The organism is Formosa sp. F44, assembly GCF_056238645.1.
The window spans coordinates 415967-429070 of record NZ_JBWDLJ010000003.1; the positions used below are offsets into that span (position 1 = coordinate 415967).

The window sequence follows — 13104 nt, forward strand, 5'->3', positions numbered from 1 at the left end:
ATAGTGAATTATAAACATAAAATCTTAAAATATTACCTAAAAACTAACTAACCTTAGCAAAATGAGAATTATTAAATCTAGTGTATTTATACTGGTCTTGTTAACTTTTTTCAACTGTAAGAAAAAAGAATATGTCGATAAAATTTACGAGAAGCCCGAAATTGTTAAAGAAGCTGTTGCCGATTTTCTGTCGCCAGAAGAAAGTATGAAAACATTTTACTTGCCCGAAGGTTATAAAGTAGAGCTCGTTGCAAGCGAACCCATGATTGATGAGCCAGTAACTATAGCATGGGATGGAAATGGACGAATGTACGTGGCCGAAATGAATACCTATATGCAGGATGTTGATGGTACAGGAACCAATCAATCTATAAGCAAAATTAAATTGTTAGAAGATTTAGATGGCGATGGTAAAATGGATAAGAGTACCGTGTTTATTGATAGCCTGTTGTTACCAAGAATGATTCTTCCGTTAGAAAACGAACTGATTGTAAACGAAACATATTCGTACGATTTATGGAGTTATAAAGACACTGATGGCGATGGTGTAGCCGATAAAAAAGAACGTGTATACCATAATCCAAACCGTCGAGGAGGAAATTTAGAACATCAGCAAAGTGGACTTATCTGGAATTTAGATAATTGGTTATATACAACATATAATCCCATTCGATTTAGGTTTAAAAGCAATGGTGAAGTCGAAGTAGATTCTTTAGAAAGTATGCCTAGCAGAGGGCAATGGGGACTTACACAAGACGATTTAGGAAATATGTATTATTCTTCTGCAGGTAGTGAAAATCCGGCTTATGGGTTCCAGCAACCACCAGTGTACGGAGAGTTTAATGCAAAGGGAAGACTTGCCGAAGGTTTTGTAGAACCTTGGCCAATAGTTGGAACTCCAGATGTTCAAGGCGGAACAAAAAGATTGCGTGAAGACGGTACGCTTAATCATTTTACAGGAACTGCAGGACAAGAAATTTATAGAGGACATAAATTACCGCCATCAACATATGGAGATTTGTTTATTCCAGAACCGGTTGGAAGACTTATTCGTAGAGCTAAAGTTAAAAACGAAAATGGTAAAAAGGTCGTTTATAACGCGTACGATAAAGCAGAATTTATGGCGTCTACAGATTTAAACTTTAGACCTTTACAAGCAAAAACAGGTCCAGATGGTGCACTTTATATTGTAGACATGTATCGCGGTATTATTCAAGAAAGTAACTGGACCAAAGAAGGAAGTTTTTTACGTCCCGTTATTGTGCGTAAAGAATTAGATAAAAATATTGGAAAAGGAAGAATTTATAGAATTGTACATGAAGATATTGAACTTGACAAGAAACCAAACTTAATAGGAAAGGAAGCTTCAGAACTAATCAAATATTTAAGTCATCGTAACGGTTGGTATCGTAATACAGCTCAAAAGCTAATTGTTTTAAGAGGCGATCAATCGGTTATTCCTGAGTTACAAGCTATCGCCCGAGATAATACATCTTTTATGGATGGATTATTTAATAGTGATAAAGATTTGGGCTTAGAACGTGTTACAGCACTTTGGACACTTGAAGGCTTAGATAATGTTGATAAGACTTTAATTCTTGAAAAATTACAAGATGAAGATTACCGCGTTAGGCTTACAGCAATACGATTAAGTGAAAACTTTTTAAAAGCAGGAGATACAGATGTTCTTCAAAATTTAGAAGAGCTAATTTCCGATGCTGATGTAAACGTAGTGAACCAATTGGCTTTAAGTTTACGTTATAGTAAGGATAAAAAAGCAACAGATTTACTTCATACTATTAATGAGAAATATGGCGATCATGAAATTATTTCGCATGCTGTAGCCGAAAGTTTAAAGAAAGACGATTCTCAACTCGCAAAGCTTAAAAAGAGAATTTCAGGACGCGACCTAGGGACTAGACTAGGTATTGTAAAAGGTTACGATGCTTACCAACAACTATGCGTTACATGTCATGGTGGCGATTTAAAAGGTATAGCTACAGAGGGCGGAAAGCTTATAGCACCATCTTTAATTGGTAGCGCACGTGTGAAAGGCGATAAGGGAATTTTAAGTAAAATTTTATTAAACGGATTAATTGGACCTATTGAAGGGGAAGAGTATGGAATTATGATGCCGTTAAAAGATAATAGCGATCAGTGGATTGCAGATGTCTTAAGCTATGTTAGAGCTATGAACGACGAAGATAATGTTTCTAGAAGAACGGTTAAAACGGCAAGAGACGAGTCTGCAGACCGTGAGAATTATTGGACACTAGAAGAGTTAGAGAACGAAAAATAATATTGAATATTTGAATTTATAAGTGAAGAAGTTGGATGTAAGTCCAACTTTTCTGCTTAATAACCAATGGTCCTATATCTAAAAAAGGCTAGATTACGGCTAATTATAACTAAAATTAGAAGTGTTTAACGTATAACTAAAGCAGGTAGAAATATAATATTTGAAGATGTAGTTACATGTAAATAGCAACTTAAAATGCCATAGATAACACGATAATCTAATTGGTTTTGTAACGCTAGGAGATGTGTAATAAAAAAGGCAGAACCTTGTAACGGTGGTTCTGCCTTTTTAATTTTATACTAGTCTGTATTACGTATTCATACTATATATTCTATGTTATTAACCTTTTAAAACGTATAGTTTAATTGCAGTAAAGTGGCACGAGGTAAAATAGGAATTACTATAAAACCAGCGTCAGGATTGTTTTCTATAAACTCTGAAGTCGCACCGTTAGCATTCGCTCCAAATGAATTTGCTCCCATAAAATTAGCCAAACCATCCGAATTAAAAATATTGGTCATTAAAAGATTAGCGCTTAAATTTTTATTTATTTGATAACCTAAACCGGCATCAAAAACACTGTAGGCATCAAGCTGAAATGCGTTAGCTACATTGGCTTCTCGTTTTCCAGTGTATCTCCACTTTAAAAAAGAAGAAACTTTATTTCTGTTATATTCAATTGCGAAATTAAACATTAGTTTCGGGTTAAAAGGTAGAGTGTTTCCTGAATAGTCTACAGTACTATCGTCTGCGGTGTCTACGGTTCCTGCCGCATCATAAAGGTTCCATGTACTGGCTTTAGGATCTTGAACAATTCCGTTAAAACGGAATGCAATATTTTGGAACGGTTTATAAATAGTTTCCCATTCTAAACCTAAGGTTCTAGAGGTGTTAAATAGAATTGGTGTATAAAAAATACTACCTGTATCGCCATCATATTCAAAGTTAGAGATTCCAATGTCTTTTAATTCACTCCAGAAAACAGTGGTGGTAAAAGAAAAATCTTTTAAAATAGATTTTAGCCCAACTTCAACTTGATTAATTTTCTGTACTTCACCCGCTTGATTAATAGGTACGTTGGCATAATTATTAAAATAATAATTTAATTCAGGGGCTTTATTTCCCTTAGATAATCTTCCAAATAGCGATGCGTCATCAGTTAATTTATAATTTAAACCAAAAGAATACGAGACATAATTATAAGAGTAGTCAAACGTGTCTACCTCTCCTGTTGGTGCTAATATATTATTGTCGTAAGCGGTAGTTTCATCTTGATCTAACCCTCCATTTTGTGTAAATGGCGCATAGCGATCGTTACTACCGTCATGCGTTATAGATTCAAAACGTACACCCAAATCAAGTTGTATTTTGTCTGAAACTTCCCAGTGGTCGTTTACAAATCCAGCAACCTGAGTAATTTTAGCACGACTATTTGTAAAGAATAATCCGCCATAATTACTAACTCCATTTTCGTCTGATAATGCCATAACAGGCGCTCCTGGGTTCTCTAAGGTAACTTGTAGCATCTGCGGATTGTTTTCGTAGGTAGAGAAAGCAAAACTTCCTTGTGTAAATACCGACGTGTCCGAAAATCCTGTAGCAAAACCAAAATTTAAGTCGTGTGTATCCCACGTTTTATTCAGTGTTAATTGTTGCATAAATTCATCTGCAGTATTATCTTTATACCAAGTAGATGTTCCCATAATGGCATCGTTTGGTAGTGTGCCATCTGTTAAATATTCTGAAGAATTACCTGAGAAAATACCACTGTTGTCAATGCGTGCTAATTCAGCTCCAGAGTTAGCGTTTTTAAATACAATTTGTCCGACAGGAAACGGATTTCCGTTACTCACTAAATAATAGGCCGTAGGATCGCTAATAGACACAAAGACATTGCTTATTGCCGTTTGCCAATTTGCGCTTTTAGAAGAGAACTTCATGTTGTTTTTAATAGACCAGTTATTTCCTAAGTTCTGAAATAAATCGAAACCAACCGCTAGATCTTTTGCATGAACTCCGTTCGACGGATTAAAACTATTTGTACCGCCTTCTGCTAAATTACGACCGTCCGGAATAGACGCATCAAAACTTGGCATTAACAATGCAGAGTTATTGAAGTCTTGACCGTAAGTAGCTTCTGGGTTGTCCCAATTTGTTGCGGCTACACCGTTATATCTGTTGGTATAATCGTTGAGGTATTTTCCGTATAGTTTAAAATAACCTCGTGAATTTTCTTTTGTAAGGTCAAATTTAAACTGTCCACCTTTACTAAATGTAAAATCTGTATTTCTTGCACCTTCATCGTGTCTGTAATGTCCACCAGAATTAAAAAACCAATTATTTCCCAAGGCACCACCTAAAACAGCGTCTACTCTGTAAAGCATATTGCCTTCACCTTGAACGCCTGTTTGTAATTGCACTTCTCCATTTAAATCTTCAGAAGAATTTCTTGAGATAAAATTATAAACACCGCCAGGCGCATTCATTGCCGTTATAGATGCACTACCGCCACGTAAAGCTTCGACTTTACTTGTGGTTAAATCTACGCGATTAAAAATATCTGGGCTATAATAGGAGTGTTGTACCAAACTAACTGGTAATCCGTCTTCTTGTAGCGATACATAGTACCATCCCATGTCGTCTTCTGCAGCCGCAGAAATACCACGCGTATACACTTTTGTAAAAACCTCTCCGGCAGATGCATCGGTAAAGGTTCCTGGTATATTTTCTAATAGGTTTGCTGTACCTCTAGGGTATACTTTTTGTATTTGTTCAGCATCGAGTGTACTTACAGAGGTGCTAGATTCTAACTGATCTTTAGGGGTGAAATTCCCTGTAATAACAACGGTATGAAGGTTAAGTAAATCTGTTTCTAAACTGAATGAAAAATTCATGTCATTATCACGAACTTCAATGTCTTCTTTAATAGGCTTAAATCCTAAGTGGGAAATGCTTAAGGTGTATTGGCCAGCAGGAATATTTTCAAGTTTGAATGCACCTTCAGTATTGGTAATACTATAAACATTTGGCTTAGCATTTATAACAACAGTTGCGCCAGATATGGGCTGGTTGTTGCTGTCGGAAATGGTACCGCCAATTGTAGATTGCGCATGTAATAGAGCAGATTGAGTTAATAGCAAGAAAGCTACTAAACATTTAAATAAATTCATAGTTAAGGGAGTGTAGTTGTTATTTCGATATTTTGAATGTTAAAATGTAAAATTAGTAGTAATTTATCTTTATACAAAGCCACTGAAAGAATTCATACAATCTAATACAAATGAGGTGTATGATTTGAGTATTTCGTGATTTATAAAAGCTAAAATTTATAATTCGCAAAAAAGGTGTATTTTGCATGGCACTTGTATTCAAATAATTTCAGTGAAAGTAAACAAAATAAATATCGAGCCCTATAAAGCTTACGGCGTAGTTTATCATGCCGACACTTGTTTGCCATTACTTGATGCGTTTAATCGAAAAAAAATAAAATTTAAAGCTCTCGCCAGACATACCTATCCTGGCGATCGATTAGACGAGAATACGTTGGGTTTAAATAGTATTGGGTACTGGGATGCTAGCGAGCCTCAAGATTGGGGATTAGACTGGCATAGAAATGAAGGAATCGAATTTCATTTTTTAGAATCAGGTACGATGCCTTATGCTCAGGAAAATAAAGAAGTTTTACTTACTCCTAATCACTTAACAATTACGCGTCCATGGGAAGCTCATAAGGTTGGAAACCCGTATGTAGGTATGGGAAAATTCTACTGGGTAATTATCGATTTAGGCGTGAGAAGACCGCATCAAGAATGGGTGTGGCCAGATTGGGTGACTTTGGTTCCTAAAGATTTAGATCGGTTGACTGCCATTTTAAGACAGAATGAAAAATCTATTTGGAAAACAGATCAAAAAGTTCGTGACTGTTTTGTTAGAATAAATAAAGCAATTGATACCGATGTTAATGGAAGTAGCGCCTCAAGAATAAGACTACTAGTTAATTACTTACTTATTCTGTTGTTCGATTTATTAAATACCGAAGATATTGTGTTAAATGAAAAATTAACCGATAGCTCTCGAAGTGTGAAATTTTTCTTAGATGAATTAGGAAACAATTTATCCGAAAATTGGACTGTCGAACTAATGGCGGAATCTGCAGGTGTTGGAGTAACACGCTTTACGCACCATTGCAAGCGTTTAACAAATGTAACACCCATGCGTTATTTAATGATGAAGCGCCTCAATTTGTCTAAAAGAATGCTTTTGGAAAATCAAGAATTAACCATTGCAGAAATTGCATACACCTGTGGTTTTGCCACAAGTCAGTACTTCGCCACGGTATTTAAAAAACATGAAAAATGTTCGCCAAAAGCTTATAGATTAAAGCTTACGGAAGAAAATCCAGAATGTGTTTAAAATATTTCACTGAATTAATATACACCTCTTTTCAAAATCTATTTTCTATTTTCACTAAGTAGAAAATTTCAAGATAGTCTGTTTCGGTTTATTGCATCTCATCTCACTAAACACGAGTTTTAGATAAGCGACTATTCCTTTGTTTTTTGTACAAACTAACTAAACCACAGACATAATAATGGAGATTAATAAGAAAAGACTCTTTCTTGGGAGTTGCTTGGCTCTAATTACAACAGCAATGACTTTTGCTATTCGAGCAAGATTAGAAACCGTTTTCGGCCCAGAGGGCATAGGTTTAACCTTAGAGCAAATTGGTTATGCTTTTACGCCCGCATTTTTCGGGTTTACGCTAGCTATGATTTTTGGAGGCCCCATGGTAGATTTTATCGGGATTAAAAAAATTACATGGATTGCCTTTGTCATGCATGCTGTGGGTATTGTTTGGACTATTCTAGCCGATTCCATGAGTTCGTTGTTTCTAGCAACGTTGTTTGTAGGTATTGGAAATGGAATGGTAGAAGCGGCTTTAAACCCAATGGTCGCATCGATGTACACATCCGAAAAAACCAAAATGCTTAACAGATTTCACGTTTGGTTTCCAGGAGGAATCGTTATTGGCTCCATTGTAGGATGGTTAGTCATGGATGTTTTAGGTTTAAGCTGGCAAATTATGGTTGCAACGTTATTTGTGCCTCTAATCTTATATGCAATATTGTTTTTCGGACAAAAATTCCCTGTAACAGAACGCGTTCAAATGGGGATTAGTAACAAAAAAATGTTCGCTAGTATTGGTAAGCCATTGTTTCTTTTTATGGTGTTTTGCATGTTTTTAACCGCAGCATCAGAATTAGGGACAACGCAACGTATAGAATCTCTTTTAAAAGAATCTGTAGCCGTGCCACTTCTAGTCCTTGCTTTTATAAACGGAATTATGGCGTTAGGTAGACTCTTTGCAGGACAAGTGGTGCATAAATTACAGCCGTCGGGTATGTTGTTATATTCAGCAATATTTACGTTTATCGGCTTATGGTTATTAACTATTACAAGTGGCGGTATGACGTTTGTTGCAGCGGCAGTATTTGCCGTTGGTGTAACCTTCTTTTGGCCCACTATGTTGGGGTTTGTTGCAGAATATTTGCCGGAAACAGGGGCGTTAGGACTCTCGATAATGGGAGGAGCAGGAATGTTTTCCGTATCTTTAGTTTTACCAATTATGGGGAAATTAATGGATGATGCTAATGCTTCGGAGGCGTTACGTACCATGTCTATTTTGCCTGCAATTCTTATTGTGGCCTTTTTAGGGTTGAATATTTATATGAAAAAAAGAAATAAAACAGAACAAGCATAATTTAGTATGGCAAGAAAATTAAGAATGGGAATGATTGGTGGTGGTACCGGATCATTTATAGGAGATGTACATAGAAAGGCGTCGTCAATAGATGGCATGATCGAACTGGCGTGTGGTGCATTTAGCAGTAATGCAGAAAAATCTAAAGCATCAGGACAAGCATTATATCTACCAGAAGATAGGTGCTATGGAAGTTTTGAAGAAATGATCTTGACGGAAAAAGAATTGCGAGAAGATGTTCGCATGGACTTTGTTTCTATAGTAACGCCCAATCACATGCATTTTGCGCCCGCGAAATTAGCGTTAGAACATGGTTTTCATGTTGTTTGCGATAAGCCAATGACGTTAACATTGGATGAAACTATAGAACTGCAAACGTGTGTAGAAAAAAGTGGTAAAATTTTCGCTTTAACACATAATTACACGGGATATGCTATGGTAAAGCAGGCGAGAGCTATGGTTGCCAAAGGCGATTTAGGAAAAATTAGAAAGATACAAGTACAATATTTACAAGGTTGGTTGTCTACAGCTGTAGAGCAAACCGGACAAAAACAGGCGTCTTGGCGTGTAGATCCGGCTAAATCTGGTATTGGTGGAGCTTTAGGCGATATAGGTACTCATGCTGGAAATTTAGCCGAATATATAACGGGATTAGAAATTGAAGAACTAGCAGCCGATTTAGGAACATTTGGAGAAGGCCGTGTTTTAGACGACGATGGTAATTTATTGCTACGTATGAATAATGGTGCAAAAGGAACCATGTCTATTTCTCAAATAGCATTAGGCGAAGAAAATAATTTAGCCATTAAGGTGTATGGAGAAAAAGGAAGTTTAGAATGGCAACAGGAAAATCCAAATCAGTTAATCACACACTGGCTCAAAGATCCTGTAAAAGTTTTTACACCAAACGGTAATGGTTTGTATGAAGAAGCGCTGGCTGTGTCGCGTATTCCTGCGGGGCATCCAGAAGGATATTTAGAAGCTTTTGCTACTATTTATAAAAATTTTGCAACACATGTTATGGCGTTGTTAAATAATGAAATTATCGAAAAACCAGATTATCCAACCGTTAAAGATGGTGTTCGTGGGATGCAGTTTATATATGCTGCAGTAGAAAGCGACAAGCATAATGCGTCTTGGGTGAAAATATAAAATAATTAACGTACTCGATTTTTTTAACAACTTCGAGGAATAAATTTCTTCTGTTATGAAGATAGCTAGTATATGAAAACAATAAAAGGACCCGCAATTTTTTTAGCTCAGTTCGCAGGAAGTGAGGCACCGTTCAATACTTTAGACAGTTTATGTAAATGGGTAGCAGACTTAGGCTATAAAGGAATACAAATTCCCACTTGGGAAACAGGATTAATCGATATTGAAAAGGCTGCTGAGAGTCAGACGTATTGCGATGAATTAAAAGGGAAAGTAAATTCTTACGGATTAGAAATTACCGAATTATCAACCCATTTACAAGGTCAATTAGTGGCTGTAAATCCGGCTTACGATACCTTGTTTGATGGCTTCGCACCAGAAGCATATAAAAATAATCCAAAAGCCAGAACCGAATGGGCAATTGACTTTGTTAAAAAATCGGGAACGGCAAGTGGACGATTAGGTTTAAAATCGCATGCATCATTTTCTGGAGCTTTATTATGGCATACTGTATATCCTTGGCCACAGCGGCCACAAGGATTAGTAGAAATGGGCTTTGAAGAATTAGCAAAACGTTGGTTGCCTATTTTAAATCATTTCGACGAACAAGGTGTCGATATTTGTTACGAACTTCATCCGGGCGAAGATTTGCATGATGGTGTGAGTTTCGAACGGTTTTTAGAAGCAACGGGAAATCATAAGCGCGCCAATATTCTTTACGATCCAAGTCATTTTGTATTGCAGCAGTTAGATTATTTAAAGTTTATCGATTATTACCACGAGCGTATTAAGTCGTTTCATGTAAAAGATGCCGAATTTAATATGTCTGGGAAACAAGGTGTTTACGGTGGTTATTCAGATTGGCAAGACCGTGCTGGTCGTTTTCGATCTTTAGGAGATGGTCAAGTAGATTTTAAAAGTATTTTCACCAAATTAACTAAATACGACTGCGATGTTTGGGCCGTGATGGAGTGGGAATGCTGTATAAAATCATCAGATCAAGGCGCTAGGGAAGGTGCTCCATTTATTCAAAAACATATTATTGAAGCTGCAGAGCGTAGTTTCGATGATTTTGCAGGGGCTAAACCCGATGAAGCATTTTTAAAAAGTATTTTAGGAATTTAATCTATCAATAGAAATATGAGAAAGCATTTCGTTTTATTATTTTTAAGTCTTTGTTTTATGTCTCAGTCGTATGGGGTGAACGAAGCTAAAGGGAAAATAAAAGTATTAATTGTCGATGGTCAGAATAACCATGCGGTTTGGCCAAAGTCAACCATTATGATGAAGCAGTACCTAGAAGAGACCGGTTTGTTTGCGGTAGATATTGCGAGAACAAAGTTTTTATCCAAAAGTGAAAAACATAAAGATTGGTTAAATTACGCTAATGTTGCTCCAGGTGTAGAAGGGGAACCAAAGACAGATCCAGACTTTAATCCTAAATTTTCAAAATATGATGTAGTCATTTCAAACTTTGGATATAAAGCAGCGCCTTGGCCAGAAAAAACGCAACAGGCGTTTGAAAAGTATATAGCTAAAGGCGGTGGCTTTGTAAGTGTACATGCCGCAGATAATAGTTTTCCTGATTGGGAGGCATATAATGAAATGATTGGAATTGGTGGCTGGGGCGGTCGTTCAGAGAAAAGCGGACCTTACTTGTATATAGATAAAAATGGACAACCTAAAAAAGATTATAGCCCTGGGCCAGGAGGTAAGCACGGAAAACGAGAAGATTTTCCGGTGACTAATTATAACGAGGAACACCCAATAACTAAAGGTTTACCAAAAGTATGGATGCATGCAGACGATGAGTGTTATGCTTTAATGCGTGGACCAGCTAATAATGTTACTATTTTATCTACAGCTGTATCGACATTAAAAGACCCAGCTCTAGAGCAGAAGGAGCCTGTGGTGATGACAATAGATTATAAAAAAGGAAGAATATTTCACACCACATTAGGTCACGATGTAAACGCCTTCGAGTGTGTTGGGTTTATTACGTTATTTAATAGAGGAGTAGAATGGGCGGCTACGGGGAAAGTTACTCAATTAGAAGTGCCAAGCGATTTTCCGACATCGACAGAAGTTTCTAAGCGAAATTTTATTTATAAAAACTAGTTTAAATTCGGTAATATGCGTGTCGTTTAATGATGCATTACGAATCCTCTAAAATTGAACGTTTTAGAGGGTTTTTATTTTCTATAATGTAGTATATATATTAATTTTTGAATTATTTTAAATAAAAGTATCTAAAAGCAAGAGAATCAATAATTTTCGTCAATAAACGGATAATTGTTGTTGCTCGTTTCAAATTAAAATTATAGCTTTACAACATGGAAAATTTAAAAAATAACATACGTTACGTATTACGCAGGTTGCCCGCAAGTGCACCGCGCCGCCGCTTCTAATCTTCAGTTTAAGCAAATTTTTTACGTAATTTTAATTTTTTCATAGTGTCCAAATTTTTTATCATAGTAAATTTAAACAAAGTTAATATTTCAATTAACAGGGTTCCTATGCGCCGTATTTTTGTCCGTCGCCCTTAGGGGTATTTTATAATTTTATTGAACTAAGGTGAGTCCGGTTCAGCTATCGAAAAAATAAATTAAAGACATTCAATACGAGTTAAAAAATGGAAATTGTTATTGCCGACAAGTCGCATATTGTTTATGCAGAAATTATTTGTGAAACCATAGCGGATTCTGCTAGAGTTAGAGGTACGGGTATTGCAAAAAGAACACCTGAGTACGTCATACAAAGAATTATAAACGGAAATGCTGTTATCGCTTTAGATCATGGTAAGTTCGCTGGTTTTTGCTATATAGAAGCTTGGGGACACGGTAAATTTGTTGCCAATTCTGGACTAATTGTTCATCCTGATTATAGAAATAGAGGGTTAGCAAAAGATATTAAACATGCCATTTTTGAACACTCTAGAAAAAAATTTCCAAAAGCAAAAGTGTTTAGTATTACTACAGGTTTACCTGTAATGAAAATGAATTCCGATTTAGGTTACAAACCTGTAACATTTTCAGAATTAACAGACGATCAAACCTTTTGGGACGGGTGCCAAACCTGTAAGAATTATGATGTTTTACAACGTACAGAACAAAAAATGTGTTTATGTACAGGAATGTTGTACGATCCAGATAAACAACCTCCAAAAGATCAAAAAGAAGTAAAATCTAAAGTATTTCAGCGTTTAAAAAGTATTAAGGAACATTTATTTCTAAAAAAGCAAAATAAATAATATTGGTGTAGTTTTTGTAAATAAAATGGGGTCTGACCAAATAAGCAGTCATTATAAGTAAAATGGATATACTAGTCGATACAGATATTAAAATTGATCAAGTGATTGCACAGGCCGAAACCTTTTGCGAGGAAGAAGGCATTGAGCTTAAGTTGGTCTATAAACTTTCTAATAAGTCTTTAGAGATTATTTCAGAGCGATCTAGAGTGCTTCCTACGCTGTATTATGTGAGTGTAGAAATGCTTAAGAAACGTGTTGAAAATGGTTGCTTTATTTTAACTAAAGATAATCGTATTTGCGGACACATTTTTGTTCACGAGCATCAGGTTAAAGAGCATTTAATATACGAAAGATCATCACTGTGGGTCGATAGTGATTATAGGCAATATAATCTCGGTTTATTACTTATGGCTAGACTAACCGAATACTTTAACGAAACTTTTTTAATTTCAATAGCTCAAACTACTAAAGTTCATTATTACAATGAATTGTTGGGAATGACTCATGTTACCTTATCAAAAATGTCGGTGGTATTGGTTGAAGAGCTTGAGAAATTAGGGAAATTGAGAGACGAATTAAATTTTAGATATTATGTAAATGCCTGTTTTGCTAAGGAAATAGGTCAAATAAAATAAGAAGTAA

The 13104-nt window shown here is 35.9% G+C and carries 9 protein-coding genes; 8 read left to right on the plus strand and 1 reads right to left on the minus strand.

Annotated features, from left to right (window positions below; translation table 11 throughout):
* Positions 1 to 61 precede the first annotated feature (61 nt).
* Positions 62 to 2299 carry a DUF7133 domain-containing protein gene (locus AC0UBM_RS11785; RefSeq protein ID WP_475688741.1) on the plus strand — a complete coding sequence of 746 codons (2238 nt, stop codon included), beginning with the start codon at positions 62 to 64 and terminating at the stop codon, positions 2297 to 2299.
* Between the two features lie 347 nt (positions 2300 to 2646).
* Here the strand turns inward: AC0UBM_RS11785 and AC0UBM_RS11790 are convergent, their stop codons facing one another.
* On the minus strand, positions 2647 to 5469 hold the full coding sequence (locus AC0UBM_RS11790) for a TonB-dependent receptor (RefSeq protein ID WP_475688742.1): 2823 nt from the start codon (positions 5467 to 5469) through the stop codon (positions 2647 to 2649).
* A 211-nt stretch (positions 5470 to 5680) separates the two neighbouring features.
* Between AC0UBM_RS11790 and AC0UBM_RS11795 the strand changes: the two genes are divergently transcribed.
* The 7 genes from AC0UBM_RS11795 to AC0UBM_RS11825 all read left to right on the plus strand — a co-directional run bounded on the left by AC0UBM_RS11795 (position 5681) and on the right by AC0UBM_RS11825 (position 13097).
* Positions 5681 to 6712, plus strand: coding sequence for a helix-turn-helix transcriptional regulator (locus AC0UBM_RS11795; protein ID WP_434036980.1), 1032 nt, complete (start codon positions 5681 to 5683; stop codon positions 6710 to 6712).
* 178 nt (positions 6713 to 6890) lie between these two features.
* Positions 6891 to 8060, plus strand: a complete 1170-nt coding sequence (locus tag AC0UBM_RS11800; protein ID WP_475688743.1) for an MFS transporter — start codon at positions 6891 to 6893, stop codon at positions 8058 to 8060.
* A 6-nt stretch (positions 8061 to 8066) separates the two neighbouring features.
* Positions 8067 to 9212 (plus strand): Gfo/Idh/MocA family protein, encoded by a 1146-nt coding sequence (locus AC0UBM_RS11805; RefSeq protein WP_475688744.1) that lies wholly within the window; start codon positions 8067 to 8069, stop codon positions 9210 to 9212.
* Between the two features lie 72 nt (positions 9213 to 9284).
* Positions 9285 to 10337, plus strand: coding sequence for a sugar phosphate isomerase/epimerase family protein (locus AC0UBM_RS11810; RefSeq protein ID WP_475688745.1), 1053 nt, complete (start codon positions 9285 to 9287; stop codon positions 10335 to 10337).
* Between the two features lie 57 nt (positions 10338 to 10394).
* Positions 10395 to 11330 (plus strand): ThuA domain-containing protein, encoded by a 936-nt coding sequence (locus tag AC0UBM_RS11815; RefSeq protein ID WP_434036976.1) that lies wholly within the window; start codon positions 10395 to 10397, stop codon positions 11328 to 11330.
* A gap of 514 nt (positions 11331 to 11844) precedes the next feature.
* Positions 11845 to 12462, plus strand: coding sequence for a GNAT family N-acetyltransferase (locus tag AC0UBM_RS11820; RefSeq protein WP_414036694.1), 618 nt, complete (start codon positions 11845 to 11847; stop codon positions 12460 to 12462).
* 62 nt (positions 12463 to 12524) lie between these two features.
* Entirely contained in the window at positions 12525 to 13097 is a 573-nt protein-coding gene (locus tag AC0UBM_RS11825; RefSeq protein WP_414036695.1) for a GNAT family N-acetyltransferase, read from the plus strand.
* The last annotated feature ends 7 nt before the right edge of the window (positions 13098 to 13104 follow it).

What these genes read in the sequence shown, in the direction of transcription:
- AC0UBM_RS11785 (WP_475688741.1), top strand. Translation starts at nt 62, where the DNA reads ATGAGAATTATTAAATCTAGTGTATTTATACTGGTCTTGTTAACTTTT.
- AC0UBM_RS11790 (WP_475688742.1), bottom strand. Translation starts at nt 5,469, where the DNA reads ATGAATTTATTTAAATGTTTAGTAGCTTTCTTGCTATTAACTCAATCT.
- AC0UBM_RS11800 (WP_475688743.1), top strand. Translation starts at nt 6,891, where the DNA reads ATGGAGATTAATAAGAAAAGACTCTTTCTTGGGAGTTGCTTGGCTCTA.
- AC0UBM_RS11805 (WP_475688744.1), top strand. Translation starts at nt 8,067, where the DNA reads ATGGCAAGAAAATTAAGAATGGGAATGATTGGTGGTGGTACCGGATCA.
- AC0UBM_RS11810 (WP_475688745.1), top strand. Translation starts at nt 9,285, where the DNA reads ATGAAAACAATAAAAGGACCCGCAATTTTTTTAGCTCAGTTCGCAGGA.
- AC0UBM_RS11815 (WP_434036976.1), top strand. Translation starts at nt 10,395, where the DNA reads ATGTCTCAGTCGTATGGGGTGAACGAAGCTAAAGGGAAAATAAAAGTA.
- AC0UBM_RS11820 (WP_414036694.1), top strand. Translation starts at nt 11,845, where the DNA reads ATGGAAATTGTTATTGCCGACAAGTCGCATATTGTTTATGCAGAAATT.
- AC0UBM_RS11825 (WP_414036695.1), top strand. Translation starts at nt 12,525, where the DNA reads ATGGATATACTAGTCGATACAGATATTAAAATTGATCAAGTGATTGCA.